The sequence below is a fragment of the Mesorhizobium sp. M1338 genome, assembly GCF_040318045.1.
Lineage (GTDB): Bacteria > Pseudomonadota > Alphaproteobacteria > Rhizobiales > Rhizobiaceae > Mesorhizobium.
In genome coordinates this window covers 81,778-96,736 of the sequence record NZ_JAMYLL010000006.1, presented here as the reverse complement: position 1 = coordinate 96,736, position 14,959 = coordinate 81,778, and the positions used below count along the sequence as shown (strand labels likewise).

Sequence of the window (14,959 nt, the reverse complement as noted above, 5' to 3'; positions counted from 1 at the left end):
GTGAAATGACCGTTTCGACCGTCAAGACCGACCAAGCTTCCGCCGCCGTGCCGCCAGTCGCAAGGCCGACCGTGCCGGCGCATATCATCAAGGACGACGCCGAGGCGATTGCGATCGCCCACGCGCTCGCCGCCGAATTCGTCAGGGATTCCTCCAGGCGTGATCGCGAGCGGATCTGGCCGGTTGCCGAACTCGATGCGTTTTCGCAAAGCGGCCTATGGTCGATCAACGTGCCCAGGACATTCGGCGGGCCGGAGGTGTCCTATGCCACGCTGGCGAAGGTGATCGAGATCATCTCGGCGGCGGATTCCTCGATCGGCCAGGTGGCACAGAACCATCTCGGCGTCGTCGCCGCCATCCGCACCGTATCCGACAAGGATCAGCAGACGCTGCTGTTCGCCGAAGCGCTGAAGGGCACCCGGTTCGGCAACGCGTTTTCGGAGTTCGGCTCCAAGCGTGCCGCCGATTTCGAGACCCGCTTCACCGAAGCCGGCGATCATGTGATCGTCAATGGCCGGAAATTCTATTCGTCCGGCGCGCTGCTGGCGCATCTGGTGCCGATCGTCGCGCTCGATGACGAGGGCCGCGCCTGGTATGCGATCGCCGACCGTGGCGCACCTGGCCTGACGGTCATCGACGACTGGTCAAGCTTCGGCCAGCGTACGACGCTGTCGGGCACCGTCATCATCGACAACGTCAAGGTGCCGAAGACCCATCTGGTGCCCGGCTACAAGGGCTACGACAAGCCGACCGCCGACGGCGCCATCTTCCAGATCATCCAGGTGGCGGTCGACACCGGCATCGCCCAGGCGGCGATCGACGAGACGGTCAGTTTCGTCAGGACCAAAAGCCGCGCCTGGATCGACAGCGGCGTCGACAATGCCTGGGACGATCCCTACACCATCCAGGCCATCGGCGATCTGACGCTGCGCCTGCACGCGGCGCAGGCGCTGCTCGAAAAGGCCGGCCTGGCAATCGACCGGGCGGTGATTGAGCCAACCGCCGAGACGGTGGCGCATGCCCAGATCGTCACCGCCGAGGCAAAAATCCTGTCGACCGAAATCGCCATCGCCGCGACGAACAAGCTGTTCGAGCTGGCGGGAACCCGCTCGACCCTGGCGGAACACAATCTCGACCGGCATTGGCGCAACGCCCGCACGCACACGCTGCACGACCCGGTACGCTGGAAATATGCGATCCTGGGCAAATATTTCCTGAACGGCGAGAATCCGCCGCTGCACGCCTGGAGCTGATTTCCCATCGGCGGCGAGCGGCTCGCCGCGTCAAAACTTCGACCATCCAAGAGAGGCCCACTGCCATGTCAAACCCAACAGTCGTCGGCTTTTCCGGCAACATCACCCGGCCGTCAAAGACGCGCGCCTTCGTCGATTTGGTCGCCAGGGACATCGCCGCCAGTCACGGCCTGTCGGCGAGTACCTATGATATCGAGGATCTCGGTCCGTCGCTCGGCACGGCAAGATGGGCCCGCGATCTCGACGGCCAGGCGCGCACGATCCTGGAACAAATCCTCGCCGCCGACGTGCTCGTCGTCGGGTCGCCGACCTACAAGGGCAGCTATACCGGCCTGTTCAAGCATTTCTTCGACCTGATCGACCCGGCAGCGTTGCGGGGCAAGCCCATCGTGTTGACGGCGACCGGCGGTGGCGAGCGCCATGCCTTGATCGTCGAACATCAGCTGCGGCCGCTGTTCGGCTTCTTCGAGGCCTTTGCGTTGCCCACCGCCGTCTATGCCACCGACAAGGATTTCACCGACGGTGTGCTGCATTCCGAGGCCATCCTGAAGCGTGCGGCGCAGGCGGTCGATGAGGTCGGCTTCGTGCTGGCCAATCGCTCGGCCGGCAGGATCGCCGCCGAATAGCCTGCCGTCACCAGATTTCGCCACGATCGAAATAAGCAAGGACCGCGCCCTCGCTTACGCGCGGTTTACGACCGCACGCTACATCTGTTCCTGTCTGATTCGCCTGGGACAGGAACCTTATGAGCAAAGCCCTCACCTCCTTCGCACTGGTCGCCGTGCTGACCGCCCTGCTCATGGCGTTGAGCCTGGCCGTGGCCAGGCACGGCTATCCCTATGGCGCGATCGGCGTCAGGCGCCTTGACGGCATCGCCGATGCCGGCGTGTTCATCCCGATCGCCGCGGTCTATTTCTTCAGCGCGATGCTGATGATGATCCTGCCGATCAGGGCGGCCGGCATTGTCCTGACCCATGCCGCCGACGCGATCTTCTGGACGGTGATCGTGCTGTTTGCGGCCATCGTCGGCTGTCTCGCCGCCAGATGGGCTTTCGGCCAGGGCAGCGCCGTGTGGGCGCTGCTGAACTGGCGGTTTTTGTTTGCCGCGGCGATCGTCGGTTGCCACTTCGTCATGAACGAACTGCGCCGCAACGTTCTGCTGCGCAGCCTGTTTTTCGTGGTCTTCGCCGTCGCGACGCTGGCCTGCCTGTTCTGGTCGTTCACGCTCTGACGTGGCGCCGGCTAATCCGCTGATCCGGCGGCGATGTTGCAGGCGGCAATTTCCATCCATGTCCAGAGATAGGCCGCGAGACTACGGTCGATATGGATGCGATCACTGCCACATGAAATTGCCGGGCCCCGGCAATTTCATGGCTACCGGCCGCGAGGAACGGTTTTCTCGACATAGCGCGAGAAATCCTCGACGTCCCGGGGTGACGGTTCCTGGCCAGTGAAACTGCGCAGATAGGAGGCAACATGAGCCAGCCGGCTGCTCATCGGCTCGTTGAGCTCGAGCGAGTAATAGCCGATCTGCATGAAATAGAGCACGCGAGCCCGCACGAACGCATTCACCTCTTGATAGCCATGACGCATGAACATGTCGCGAATGGCGTTGACGCGCTCCTCGTCGGCCTCGTCAAGCGCGCGCCGGATGGCAGGTGAGCGGCGGGCCCAGGCCCTGATCGCGAAATCCAGCTGCGGATCGAACAGCCTTTCGTCCACCCAGCATTCGAAAATGCTCATCACCCCGCGGATGACGGTCGCGGACGGCCGCCTGGCGCGTTCGACGATGAATTTGGTGTTGGTCTGCCGCCAGTAGTCGAGCAACTGGTCGAGCAGATCCTGCCGGCTCTTGAAATACCAGTAGAAGCTGGAACGCGACACATCGAGCTTCTGGCCAAGCGTCAGCACGCGGACGCGTTCGACACCGTCCGAGATCAACGTTTCAAGCGCAAGCTTCAGCCAGTCTTCGCGAGTGGCCTTGATGTTGCCGGTGGCGCCAGCGCGCTGAATCATCGTTTCGAGAGCTGCCATCGACACGACGCATGACATGCTGCCTCAGGCAAATCAAGGCTATGGACACTAATGTACAGAGCAATTCGACCTGGCCCGAATGGTGCGGCACAGATGTTAGCCGGACGGGATCGATATGGCGCTGTCGTCGCAGCGTCATATCGAGCGAGGGGGGTTTTTGTCGCGGCTGCTGGATCAGTGCGTGCTTTCCCGCAAGCCAATTGTCTGGCAAATACCAGTTCAGACAGATGCCGCCGCGCGGCCAACCAGCAGGGAGATAGGAACATGACGCTGTTTCGACAGAACCTTATCGATGGCGAATGGGTCGGCGAGGCCGGTTCGCGCAACATCAACCCTTCCGATACCGGCGATGTCGTCGGCGACTATGCCTCCGCGGGAGTCGAGCAGGCCAAACAGGCGATCGCCGCGGCCAAGGCGGCGTTTCCGGCGTGGTCCCGCTCCGGTCCGCTGGCGCGCCACGCGGTGCTGAAAAAAGCCTCGGACGAGATCATGGCGCGCAAGGACGAGATCGGCCGCAACCTGGCACGTGAGGAAGGCAAGACGCTGGCCGAGGGCATCGGCGAGACCATTCGCGCCGCCCAAATCTTCGATTTCTTTGCTGGTGAAGCATTGCGCCTGGCGGGAGAGGTCGTGCCGAGCGTGCGGCCGGGTGTCGGCGTCGAGATCACGCGCGAGGCGGTCGGCGTCGTCGGCATCATCACGCCATGGAATTTTCCGATCGCCATCCCGGCCTGGAAGATCGCGCCGGCGCTGTGCCACGGCAACACCGTCGTCTTCAAGCCGGCCGAACTGGTTCCCGAGAGCGCCTGGTCCATCGTCGATATCCTGCATCGCGCCGGCCTGCCGAAGGGCGTGCTCAATCTCGTCATGGGCAAGGGTTCGGTGGTCGGCCAGGCGATGCTCGACAGTCCCGATGTCAACGCCATCACCTTCACCGGCTCGGTCGGCACCGGCAAGCGCGTCGCCGCGGCAAGCATCGAGCATATGCGCAAGTTCCAGCTTGAAATGGGTGGCAAGAACCCGCTGGTCGTGCTCGACGATGCCGACCTCGCGGTTGCCGTCGATTGCGCGCTCAATGGCGCCTTCTTCTCGACCGGCCAGCGCTGCACGGCATCGTCCAGGCTGATTGTGACCGACGCCATTCATGACCGTTTCGTCGAAGCTCTCAAGGATCGCATGAGCAAACTGGTCATCGGCGATGCGCTCGACGCGCAAACCCAGATCGGCCCGGTCGTCGACGCCACCCAGTTGAAGCAAGACGAGGACTATATCGCTATCGGCGTCAGGGAAGGTGCCACGCTTGCCTTCGGCGGCGAGCGGCTCGACCGCAAGACGCCGGGTTTCTACCTGCGGCCGGCGCTGCTGACGCAGGCCACCAACGCCATGCGCAGTTCGCGCGAGGAAATCTTCGGACCCGTCGCCAGCGTCATCCGCGTCAAGGACTATGACGAGGCGCTTTCCGTCGCCAACGACACGCCCTTCGGGCTGACCTCGGGCATCTGCACCTCGAGCCTTAAGCACGCCACCCACTTCAAGCGCAATTCGGAGGCCGGCATGGTGATGGTCAATCTGCCGACGGCGGGTGTCGACTTCCATGTTCCCTTCGGCGGGCGCAAGGGCTCGAGCTACGGCCCGCGCGAACAGGGCCGCTACGCGGCGGAATTCTACACCACCGTGAAAACCGCCTATACGTTCCCAGGCTGATCGGCCAAGTGGCCGATCATGCCGAGCTGATCGGTCGATCGGGCCGGCAACCCGCCATGCACATCAAGATCGGGCACATTCTAGATTGGAGCGGCGCGAAGCGATGACAGTGCAGGACCTGACCTGGCTCAATCCGCCGCCGCACCATTCCATCGACGGCGACAGCGTTCGTGTGCGCACCGGCAAGGAGACCGATTTCTGGCGCGAAACCTTCTACGGTTTCTGGCGCGACAACGGTCACTTCCTGTACCGCCAGGTCGAGGGCGATTTCACCGCCGAGGTCACGGTCAAAGGCGACTACGAGGTGCTTTATGATCAAGCCGGGCTGATGGTCCGTCTGAGTGAAACGCATTGGATCAAGGCCGGTATCGAATACACCGACGGCGTGATGTACTTTTCCGTCGTCGTCACCAATGATGCCTCCGACTGGTCGCTGGCCACCATTCCGGCCAGTCCCGACGGTGTCAGGATCCGGTTGACCCGTCACGCCGAGACGATCCGCGTCCAGTATCTCGATGCTTCCGACGGCCACTGGAAGCCGGTGCGGCTCGCCTATTTTCCGATCTCGAAGACGGTCGATGTCGGCATGATGTGCTGTTCGCCGCAGCGCGAAGGCTTCGAGGTCACATTCGCCGGCTTTTCGGTCGGCCCACCGATATCGCGGGAATTGCACGACTGACACTGCCGTCGCTTCCAGCGTTAGGCCTGAAAACGATGCGGAACGACGTCGCTCTTCCACGTCTGGTGAAGGATCGGTAGAATCATGCGCCAGCCTCGTCCAGTCCCAGCCCGGCGCGGACGGCATTGCGGATGGCACGCGGGCTGAACCTGGCCCAAACCGCTTGATGCGCGCGGATGCGCTGCCGTGCCCGGCGGTCAGCGTCCAGGCAAAGTTCGACAGCCATGTCGGCAAGCCCTTCATCGGTATCCGACAGCAGCAACTCCTCGTTGTCGGTAAGGTCCAGACCCTCGGCCGCTAGCGGCGTCGCGATCACCGGCACGCCCCAGGCCATCGCCTCCAGAATCTTGATGCGCGTGCCGCCGCCTGCCGCAAGCGGCATGATGCTGAGATGCGCCCCGGACAGGAGCGGCGCCACGGTTTCGGGGTCTTCGACGAGCTCCACGCCAGGCAATCCGGCCAGCGCCCGCACCGCGGGCTTCGGGCTGCGTCCAGCGAGAACCAGTGTCGCCGCCGGCAAGGCCTGCCGGATGCGCGGTAATATGGAGCCGGCTAACCGCTCGACAGCATCGACGTTTGGCGGATAGCCGAGATGGCCGATAAACAGGATCACCGGAAAGCCATTGCCGGGTCCGGGCTCGGCGGGTAGCGTTTCGGGACTGTGCCCGGCGTGGGGAATTCCGTTTGGAACGACATCGATCGGAACCGTGCACCGCGAGAGGGCCATCAGCCTCTCGCGATCCTGGCCCGAGCAGACCCAGACCCTGTCGACAAGGGCAAGCGTCTTTCGCTCGAGGCGCCTGATGCCAAGGCTTGGCGTGATCGTCGCCATGGCAGGTCGCTTCGCATCGGCGCGCCGCAACTGTCCTGCCAGGTCGGATTCGACATTGTGCATGTCGAGGATGAGCTGTCGTGTCAGCGCTCGCAAAGGCCGCAGCAGCTTGAAAAGGCCGATACCCTCGACCAGCACGGTGTCCGGGCGGAAGTCCCGGACCAGTGCCTCCAGCCGCGTCAAGGCGGCGCGCGAAATGCGATGCTCCGCCCTTATGCGCCACCACCCGATCGAACCGGAGCGGGCCTCTCCTTCGATCGACAAAGCCTCGATACGGATCGACGGATCGGCTGCTTCCACGGTCCGCGGCCGCACCGACACCAGGCAGACCGGGCCGAATTCCGTTGTCGCCTCAGCGTTGCGGTAATTCCTCAGGTCAGCGCCGGATGTCGGCGGAGAGGCCGGATCGTGGGAGACGAGCAGCACGCGCCGCTCGGCGTTCCGCGTGGAAACAGTAGGGTTCAAAGCGGGCGCCCGGGACGTCGCACCAGGCACTGCTTTAAAGGCTTCATTCCAGATGGCATTCACGACGGCCCCAAGCCACAACAATCAGCTTCGACTTGTTTAGCCGAACGGGGCTTTCGTCAAGCGTCGTATCCTCTGTGGATGTCTGGTGCCCCAGCCTTGCGGCAGGCCTGCCGGCATAGCGCGATCACCGCCTGGACCATGCCAGCCAGCGGGCCGCCAGACGCTTCCAAAATGAGGTGAGCCTTGTCCGCCGATAAGCGTCGCCGGCCATCTTGATGCCTTGCGCCTGCGTTGGGAAAGGATGGATGACGTCGGCCAGCGCATGCAATCCCATGCCAGACCGCATGGCGAGCGACACCGCATTGATCATCTCGCCGGCATGGCTGGCGACGACCGTGGCACCCAGGATGCGGTCGGACCCCTCTCTGACGTGGATCTTGACGAAACCCTCCTCCTCGCCGTCCATGACCGCGCGCGCGACGTCGTGCATCAGCACCGTATAGGTCTTGACCGGGATGCCGTTCTGCCGCGCCTCCGCCGGATAGAGGCCGACATGGGCGATCTCCGGATCGGTGTAGGTGCACCACGGAATGACCAGTTCGCTCAGTTTCCTGCGTCCGAGAAACAGGGCATTGCGCACGACCATGCGGGCTGTCGCCTCGGCGGTATGGGTGAATTTGTATGCAAGGCAGACATCGCCAGCCGCATAGATGCGTGGATTGGTGGTTCTGAGGTAGTCGTCCACTTTGATGCCGGTGGCGTCGTACGCCACCCCGGCGTTCTCCAGGTCGAGTCCGTCGACATTGGGCGAACGGCCGATGCCCGTGATGATCTCGTCGACGGAAACCGTCATTGTGTCGCCGTCGCGCACAAGGTCGGCGAGCTTCTTGCCGCCTTCTGTCCGCACCGCCACCGCCTCGGTATTGAGGCGAACCTCGACCCCTTCGCGCGCCAGCGCGTCCGAAAGGATCTGGGCGGCGTCGCGTTCCTCGCCAGGCAGGAACATCGGTTCCCGCTGCACCAGGATGACGTTCGCGCCCAGCAGGCAGAAGGCCTGCGCCGCCTCGCAGCCGAGCGGTCCGCCGCCAATGACCAGAAGCCGTTTCGGGCACTCCGTGAGATCGAACATGGTTTCGTTGCTGAGATAGCCGGCTTCGGCGAGGCCCGGAATCGTCGGCAGGGCCGGACGTGCGCCCGTCGCAACCAGCGCCTTCCTGAAACGCAGTGTCTTCCCGGCAACCGTGACCTCGTCAGGCCCGGAAAATCGCGCTTGACCGAAATAGAGGTCGATGCCCGCGGAAGCCAGGCCCGCGGCCGAATCCGCGCGGCTGATCCGCTGCCGGATTTGCCGCATCCGCGTCATTGCCCGCTGAAAGTCGATGTGAAGACGGTCCGGCGTGTCGCCGCCAAGATTCTCGGCATCGCGCATATCGGCATAGAGCCTGGCCGTGCGGATGATCGCTTTCGACGGGATGCAGCCGACATTGATGCAGGTGCCGCCGATCAGCCCGCGCTCGATCAGCGCGACTTTCGCACCGAGGTTTGCCGCTTCGCTGGCAGCCGTCAAGCCGGCTGGCCCGGCGCCGATGACGACAAGATTGTATGGGCCATTGGGCTCGGGATTCTTCCAGAGCGGTGGATGGGCACCCCTGATCAGCTCGATGTCATCGCGGTCGACTGGGAAGGCGTTGGCCATGGTCCGGTCACGCGACATCGCCGTCACCTGACGCCGGGCTGGCCGGCTGAGACAGCCAGCCGCCGCTGAATCCGGCTCTGCCCAGGCCGCGGCGGATGTGCGGATTGGACCGCATCAGCTCCCAGATCAAGCGCGACCGGTGGTTCTCGATCATCATCACCACGATGCCCTGATCCAGCCCGTAATGGCCTTCCGACACCCAGCCGTCGCGGCCGAATTTTCGCCGATTGGCCAATGTCGGATTGAAGCCGCTTGGCAGCCGGAAATTGTCGATCACCTCGGGGTAGCGATCCCCGAGATGGCGCAATGCCGCCAGGCAGATGTCCGGGGCGAAGGGCAGCGACGCCGGATAGGACCATGGGGTGATCGTTCCATCATCCGGCCCGAAAGGCGCGCCGCGCGCGGCATAGCCGGAAAACCGGCGACGCTGTCGCGCTACGCTGGCACGAAAGCCGCCTGGTCCGTCGCCCGCCGAAAGTCCCCACAGGTTCTCGTCGTAGCCGCCGTAGCCGTAAGGGTTGTGGCGCGCATAGTCGCGGTGCAGGTAGGTCGAGCGGCGGCTGTTTTCGAAATAGTCCGAATTCTTCTCACGCATGAAAGCGTCGCGGATGCCCGCGAAGTCGATCCAGGCATGCGAGAACTGGTGCATGAACAACGGACCGCCATAGAGCACGTCGTAGCCGTAGATGTTTTCCCATTGGTAGGTCGCCGTCCAGCCCTCGTAGCTGTTGTCCGAGGTCGGTTTGTCGGGCGAGGCCATCGACAGCACGTAGAGGATCATCGCTTCGTTGTAGCCTTCCCAGCCATAGTGGAGAAAGCCGCTCTTCGGCTTCCAGCCCTGCCGCAGGGTCGAGCTTGAGCCTTGCGCCCATCGCCAGTCGACGCGCCGGTAGAGCGCCTCGGCCAGTTGGCGGATTTCGGCTTCGTCGCCACTGTCGTCGGAGAAATAGGCGCCTGCCACCAGCATGCCCGATATCAGCAATGCGGTATCCACCATCGACAGTTCGCAACGCCAGACGCGCAGGCCGGTCCGCATGTCGAGGAAATGGTAGTAAAAGCCCTTGTGGCCGGTGACCTCGTCGCCATTGCCTTGCCGGCTGGTCGAGAAGAAACGCAGGGCGGCAAGCGTCAGCTTCACGGCCGTATCGCGCGTCATCCAGCCGCGCTCGACTCCGATCGGGTAGCAAGACAGCGCGAAGCCGACGACAGCGATGCTGGCCGGCGAATTCGGTCGCGACGTATCGGCTACCAGTCCGTTGTCGGGGTTCACGTTTTCGAGGAAGTAGTCGAAGGCGGCACGCTGATAGCGCTCCAGAAGCTCGTCGTCGGACAGTGCGGCAGGGTCGACTTTAAGCAAAAGAAGCTGGCTCCCGCCCGATGGCTTCGTTCCGTGTCATGGTTCCCGGCATAGCTTCCTTGCATGATCGTCGATTCGAAGTCTGGGACTATACGCCCGTACGCTCCCGTTCGTTGCACCGTCACGCGGAATTGAGATGCATCCGGCCTCATTAGCTGGCGCGGCCGCCGGATACGTCGAACACGGCGGCCGTCGTGAACGAACACTCCTCCGAGGCGATCCAGCAGCCGGTCTGCAATACGCTGTGGGACAAGATCGTCGACACCTTCCGCGTCACCCGTGCCGTGCGGCCGGGCGGACCTCTCCACAAATGCCTCGCCGTAAGACAAGGTGACCGGATTTGCCATTGAGCGCCGGGCGCGATAGGTTATATTGCACTGCACAATGGAGACGCCGTTTATTGCACGCCCTTGTTTGCGGATATGCCGTCTGGCCCATGGCTTGGCGGTTCCGGGTCGCGCCGACGGGACTCTGAGATGAAGATCCCAAAGTCCCTGCTGATCGATCCCGAGAGAAATTCGGTCTATGGCGCCTTTGCCGTAGCCGTCTCGATCTGGGCGTTTTCCTACTCCGTCATTTTCGGCCAGGTGCTGATCCTGGCCTACTATGCGGTCTGGCTTCCGCTCATCCTGGTCGATTACCGGCGGTTCCTGCGCCAACTGTCCAGCGCCTGGCTGCCGCTGCTGTTTGCGGCCTATGTCTGCTCCTCCGTCTTCTGGTCGCAGGCGCCCGGCGTCACGGCGAGAACGGCCATCCAGTACTTTTCCCATATAGCCTGCGCCTACGTCGCCGCGCGCACCGTCAGTGTGCGCACCCTGACCATAGGTGCCCTGGTCGGGATATTCGTCGTCCTCATCTATTCACTGAAGGTCGCGAACTATTCCGAGGACGTTCTGGATGGCACCGTCAACTTTGTCGGCGCCTTCGCCTCCAAGAACCAGATCGGCTTTGTCGGGTCGCTCGGCGTCTATTTCTGCGCCGTCTTCCTCGCCTTTTACAGGCGCGGCCGGCTGAGCCTCATCCTGGCGGCGCCCGTCGTGCTGCTGTCGGCCTATGTTCTGGTCGTTTCGCATTCCGCCACCTCGATGGCCTCGATACCGGCGGTTCTGGCGCTGGTGGCGCTTCTTGCCATGAGCAAACTACTGTCACGCCGCTACCGCCGCGTGATCTTCCTGATCGGCGCCGGCCTGCTGGTGGTGACTGCCTTTGTCGCCTTGAATCTCGGGCTGATGGACTTCGTCCTCGGCATCTTCGGCAAGGATTCGACGCTCACCGGGCGGACCTATCTGTGGGAGCAGGGCTGGAATGCCATACAGAAATCGCCGATTCTCGGTGTTGGCTATGCCGCCTATTGGGTGCAGGGTTTTGCCGAAGCCGAGCGGCTGTGGAACGAATTCTACATCACCACACGCACCGGCTTCCACTTCCACAACACCTACATCGAAGCCCTCGTCGAACTTGGCTTCGTCGGAGCGACGCTGGTATCGCTGATCATGCTGCGCACGCTCTACGGCCATGTTTCGGCGGTGATCTTCAGGACATGGCAGGCGGATTCGGTGGTCCTCTTCGGCGTCATGGTGCTGCTGCTGATCCGCTCTTTCGTCGAGGTCGAGGTACTCAACCCCTACATCATGGGCTCTTTCCTGATGTATTTCAGCTTCTTCAAGCTGGCGCGGCTGCCCGTTACCCGCACGCGGCGGTCGCGGGCCCTGGAGCAGGCAGAGGCCAGGGGGGAGGCTGACTGGCCCCGGCATGCCGGCCGGCCGGCGGCCGCCGGCCCGTCATGAGCTATCAGCTCGCTGGTTGAACTCAGCGCACGGGAAGCCTCCGCCCGGCTTGCGTGACGCCTAATGCATGTCGCCCAAAAGTGGCCCCCGCAACGACATGCATAAAAAACGAAGCCTAAAGCGCGTCGACTGAATTCGCTTCAACGCGCAGCGGTTTAGGCCATCCCTTGCCGGGATGGATCGAAACACTGGACAGTGCCGGGGTTCGCGGGTCTACTGACTGGCCAGCGGCGCCAGCTTGATCTTGATCACATCGCCAGGCAGCACCGGCGTGTCTTCCTTCGCGGCGATTTCGCTGGTCTTGCCGTCGGCGACCCTCACCAGTGTGTAGATCAGGGTAGGCTCTTCGTTGGTAGCACTGGCCGCTATCGTGGCGGGATCGGTTGCCTGGGCCATGAGGCCTTTCTGCATATTCGCCTTCAGCGCCGCCTCATTCAGGTCGGCTTCGGTCTGCTGCCGGTCGGTGGCGAGCCTTGAACTCAAGGTGTTCTGGGCATCGATGGCATCCTGCGTAGCCTTGCTGATCGCCTGCTTGGCGGTGAGGATGGCCGTTTCGTAGTCCAGGATCTTGCCCTGCAGGTCGGCAACGGATTGGCGCGAATCCAGCAGTCGGGCGTTGGCGATCAGGCCTTTCTGCGCCAGCGGGCCGATGCTGGTGAGTTGCTGCTGCGCCAGGTCGACCTGCTGCTGCTGGTTGACGATCTTCTTCTGCAGAGATTCGATTTCGGACTGTAGAACCCCCTTCAGCTCGTCGAGCGCCTCGAGTTTCAGCTTCAGCGCCTTTTGGTCGGCTGTCAGGATCGTCATCTCGTCGGCGACGATGGCTGGCAATCTCGGATCGCCCTCGACCTCCTTCGGTACGTCGAAACTCGTCTTGCCGGCCATGTCCGCGTCGATGCGGGCGCGCTTGACGATCAGCCGAACGCGCACGTCGTCAGAGATATCGAAGTTGCCCTTGGCGGTGACCAGATCCTTGCCTAGCTGAGGGCCGTAGTCAGTGTTTCGCCTGATGCCGCCGGCGACGCTGATCGCCTGCAACACCGTCAGGTCGGGCACATAAGGAAATTTGCCGGGGTTCTGCACTTCGCCCGAAATGTAGAATGGCCGGAACTGCGCCATCTCGACCGAGGCTTCCGGCTTGTCCGATAGAGCGAGCTTACGCTGCAGCGCCTCGCCTATCGCCGTTGCGATTTCGGACGTGGTCTTGCCTGCTGCCGGCAGCTCGCCGGCGAACGGCACCGACAGCGTGCCCGATGGACCGACCGTGTACTCGCCATTCACCGCCGACCAGTCACGAAACGTGCCCTCCACGGTCTGCCATTCGGCAACGCGGATGGTGAGCTTGTCCTGCGACCCGAGGCGGTAGTCGCCGGCGGTGGCGACGTGGGGGAGAACGAGCGACACGGCAAGGCACGTGGCCAACAAACGCGCCCGCCGCGGGCGGCCGGAAACCGGGCCGCTGCGAAAGGCTTCGAAAATATCTGTTTTCAACTGAACGTTCCGATCCGCTTTAGCCCCATCGCCCGATGAGCTTGCGTCGAATGGCCGGCGCCAATGTCTGGCATCGGCCATCGGCTGGTCAGTAAGAGCCGCGCGACATCCAGACGGCCGGGACGGTCTTGATGATGATGCGAACGTCCTCGAACAGCGACCAGTTCTCGACATAGTGGCGGTCGAAGGCGACGCGGCTGTCATAGGACACATCGTTGCGGCCGCTGACCTGCCACAGGCCGGTCAGGCCCGGGCGGGATTTCAGGTAGTAGACCGCGGACGTGCCATAGATTTCCAGTTCGTCGCGCACGACCGGACGAGGGCCGACAAGACTCATGTCGCCCTGCAGGATGTTGATGATCTGCGGCAGTTCATCGAGGCTGAGTTTCCTCAGTACGGCTCCGACACGGGTGACGCGGGGGTCGTTCTTCAGCTTGCGGGTCGCATTCCATTCCGCGTTGGCGTCCGGGTTGGCGGCGAGATAGGCTGCCAGCACCTTGTCGCCGTCCGGAACCATGGTGCGGAACTTCAGGCACGGAAAAATCCGCCCGCCGCGCCCTATTCGCCTGTGGCCATAGAAAATCGAACCGCCGTCGGAAAACTTGACGAGCAGCGCTATCATGACAAACAGCGGGCTGAGAGCGATCAAGCCAATCAGCGAACCGGTGATGTCGAAACTGCGTTTGAGCAGGCCGCCGATCGGCGGCGGAAAATCGATGTCAGCCTGCGAAAAGCCCGCCGTGGCCGACTTGGCAACGTCCCTCATGCCGTAAACTCCATGCGTTGAACGAATGGTTCGCGGCAAGATACCAAAAAAATGTTGCAGCGCAACACACAATTTCCCATCTCGTTGAAATAGTCGCGTCATGAATTGACTAAATAATAAGCTAGCCATGCACAAATTTCGGCATATTTAGCACATTTGTGACAAGAAATGGGCATCGTCGAAAAAATACGGACATTTTTAGGGCGGTTTTTAGGCAAGCCTACCTATCTGCCAAGGCACGGCCCATATTAGTGCTTCAGTGTTCGGTGATGCTTGGGCAAAACCACGTAAAATACTACTTAATATTGCTTATTCTACTGGAGGTAACTGATGGCCGGAGATCGGCTTGAATCCCATTGCGTGCATTGCAGCATGATGGAGTCGATCGCAAAAGCCCGATGAAAAATATCCGGAGTTGCCCTTGCCGCCTATTGCTCGCCTTAATAGAATTGCAAATTATATCTGTCAGAGTGGCGACAGGTAGAAAAGGCCGGAAGCAACCGGCCGAGAGTGGGCGACCTTAACAAGCCCACATAACAAGGGACGGCGCTCGGGTGGGGCAAACGTTATATGTACCCGAGCCGGTTTATGGGCTGTTGGGTATGGCACTTCCAAAATTCATCCTCGGGATGATTTTCGCTTTGGCTATCGTGGTCGGCTGGTCCTGGCTGGGCGGCGCGTCGATAGGCACAATACTGGTGCGCGCCATCATTTGCGCGGTTGTCATCCAGGCGGGTTACTTCGTGCTCGTCTATGCCATGATCGCCAGGAGCCCGCCGACGCCGGCCGACATGGCTCGTGACGCCGAGCGAAAACTGAATGCGCCCGAGGTTGCCGAAGGCGAAAAGCTGAGCGCAAGGCGCGGCCTGCATTAGCCGGTCGGAATCGCGCC

Annotated in this window: 14 protein-coding genes; 8 read left to right on the top strand and 6 right to left on the bottom strand. The window is 62.4% G+C overall.

Annotated elements, in window-relative coordinates; genetic code table 11:
* Nucleotides 1–5: 5 nt before the first annotated feature.
* The 3 genes from NKH19_RS08515 to NKH19_RS08505 all read left to right on the top strand — a co-directional run bounded on the left by NKH19_RS08515 (nucleotide 6) and on the right by NKH19_RS08505 (nucleotide 2,484).
* On the top strand, nucleotides 6–1,253 hold the full coding sequence (locus NKH19_RS08515) for an SfnB family sulfur acquisition oxidoreductase (protein ID WP_352869120.1): 1,248 nt from the start codon (nucleotides 6–8) through the stop codon (nucleotides 1,251–1,253).
* Nucleotides 1,254–1,318: 65 nt separating this feature from the next.
* The gene (gene msuE, locus NKH19_RS08510) at nucleotides 1,319–1,879 is read left to right on the top strand and encodes an FMN reductase (protein WP_352869118.1); all 561 of its coding nucleotides are present in this window, start codon (nucleotides 1,319–1,321) and stop codon (nucleotides 1,877–1,879) included.
* A 119-nt stretch (nucleotides 1,880–1,998) separates the two neighbouring features.
* The gene (locus tag NKH19_RS08505; RefSeq protein ID WP_352869115.1) at nucleotides 1,999–2,484 is read left to right on the top strand and encodes a hypothetical protein; all 486 of its coding nucleotides are present in this window, start codon (nucleotides 1,999–2,001) and stop codon (nucleotides 2,482–2,484) included.
* 143 nt (nucleotides 2,485–2,627) lie between these two features.
* Here NKH19_RS08505 and NKH19_RS08500 read toward each other — a convergent pair whose 3' ends face one another.
* Entirely contained in the window at nucleotides 2,628–3,287 is a 660-nt protein-coding gene (locus NKH19_RS08500; RefSeq protein WP_352869112.1) for a TetR/AcrR family transcriptional regulator, read from the bottom strand.
* A gap of 264 nt (nucleotides 3,288–3,551) precedes the next feature.
* Between NKH19_RS08500 and NKH19_RS08495 the strand changes: the two genes are divergently transcribed.
* Complete coding sequence (locus NKH19_RS08495; protein WP_352869110.1) at nucleotides 3,552–4,991, top strand: aldehyde dehydrogenase family protein; 1,440 nt, start codon at nucleotides 3,552–3,554, stop codon at nucleotides 4,989–4,991.
* Nucleotides 4,992–5,094: 103 nt separating this feature from the next.
* Entirely contained in the window at nucleotides 5,095–5,670 is a 576-nt protein-coding gene (locus NKH19_RS08490; RefSeq protein WP_352869108.1) for a DUF1349 domain-containing protein, read from the top strand.
* A gap of 82 nt (nucleotides 5,671–5,752) precedes the next feature.
* Here NKH19_RS08490 and NKH19_RS08485 read toward each other — a convergent pair whose 3' ends face one another.
* From NKH19_RS08485 to NKH19_RS08475, 3 genes are all read right to left on the bottom strand, one after another.
* Complete coding sequence (locus tag NKH19_RS08485) at nucleotides 5,753–6,928, bottom strand: glycosyltransferase family 4 protein (RefSeq protein WP_352982093.1); 1,176 nt, start codon at nucleotides 6,926–6,928, stop codon at nucleotides 5,753–5,755.
* A 226-nt stretch (nucleotides 6,929–7,154) separates the two neighbouring features.
* Complete coding sequence (locus tag NKH19_RS08480; RefSeq protein WP_352869103.1) at nucleotides 7,155–8,684, bottom strand: mercuric reductase; 1,530 nt, start codon at nucleotides 8,682–8,684, stop codon at nucleotides 7,155–7,157.
* Nucleotides 8,674–10,023, bottom strand: a complete 1,350-nt coding sequence (locus tag NKH19_RS08475) for a glucoamylase family protein (protein ID WP_352869100.1) — start codon at nucleotides 10,021–10,023, stop codon at nucleotides 8,674–8,676. Before NKH19_RS08475 ends, NKH19_RS08480 begins: the two co-directional genes overlap by 11 nt.
* 194 nt (nucleotides 10,024–10,217) lie before the next feature.
* Here NKH19_RS08475 and NKH19_RS08470 point away from each other — a divergent pair, with 194 nt between their 5' ends.
* Nucleotides 10,218–10,373 (top strand): hypothetical protein, encoded by a 156-nt coding sequence (locus tag NKH19_RS08470; protein ID WP_352869169.1) that lies wholly within the window; start codon nucleotides 10,218–10,220, stop codon nucleotides 10,371–10,373.
* Nucleotides 10,374–10,499: 126 nt separating this feature from the next.
* The gene (locus NKH19_RS08465) at nucleotides 10,500–11,810 is read left to right on the top strand and encodes an O-antigen ligase family protein (RefSeq protein ID WP_352869097.1); all 1,311 of its coding nucleotides are present in this window, start codon (nucleotides 10,500–10,502) and stop codon (nucleotides 11,808–11,810) included.
* A 213-nt stretch (nucleotides 11,811–12,023) separates the two neighbouring features.
* On the opposite strand, the gene NKH19_RS08460 is transcribed toward NKH19_RS08465, so the two are convergent.
* Both NKH19_RS08460 and NKH19_RS08455 read right to left on the bottom strand, forming a co-directional pair.
* The gene (locus NKH19_RS08460) at nucleotides 12,024–13,289 is read right to left on the bottom strand and encodes a polysaccharide biosynthesis/export family protein (RefSeq protein WP_352869164.1); all 1,266 of its coding nucleotides are present in this window, start codon (nucleotides 13,287–13,289) and stop codon (nucleotides 12,024–12,026) included.
* Nucleotides 13,290–13,389: 100 nt separating this feature from the next.
* Nucleotides 13,390–14,067, bottom strand: a complete 678-nt coding sequence (locus tag NKH19_RS08455; protein ID WP_352869095.1) for a sugar transferase — start codon at nucleotides 14,065–14,067, stop codon at nucleotides 13,390–13,392.
* A gap of 602 nt (nucleotides 14,068–14,669) precedes the next feature.
* On the opposite strand from NKH19_RS08455, the gene NKH19_RS08450 reads away from it, so the two are divergent.
* Nucleotides 14,670–14,942, top strand: a complete 273-nt coding sequence (locus NKH19_RS08450) for an exopolysaccharide production repressor protein (protein WP_352869092.1) — start codon at nucleotides 14,670–14,672, stop codon at nucleotides 14,940–14,942.
* Nucleotides 14,943–14,959: the final 17 nt, after the last annotated feature.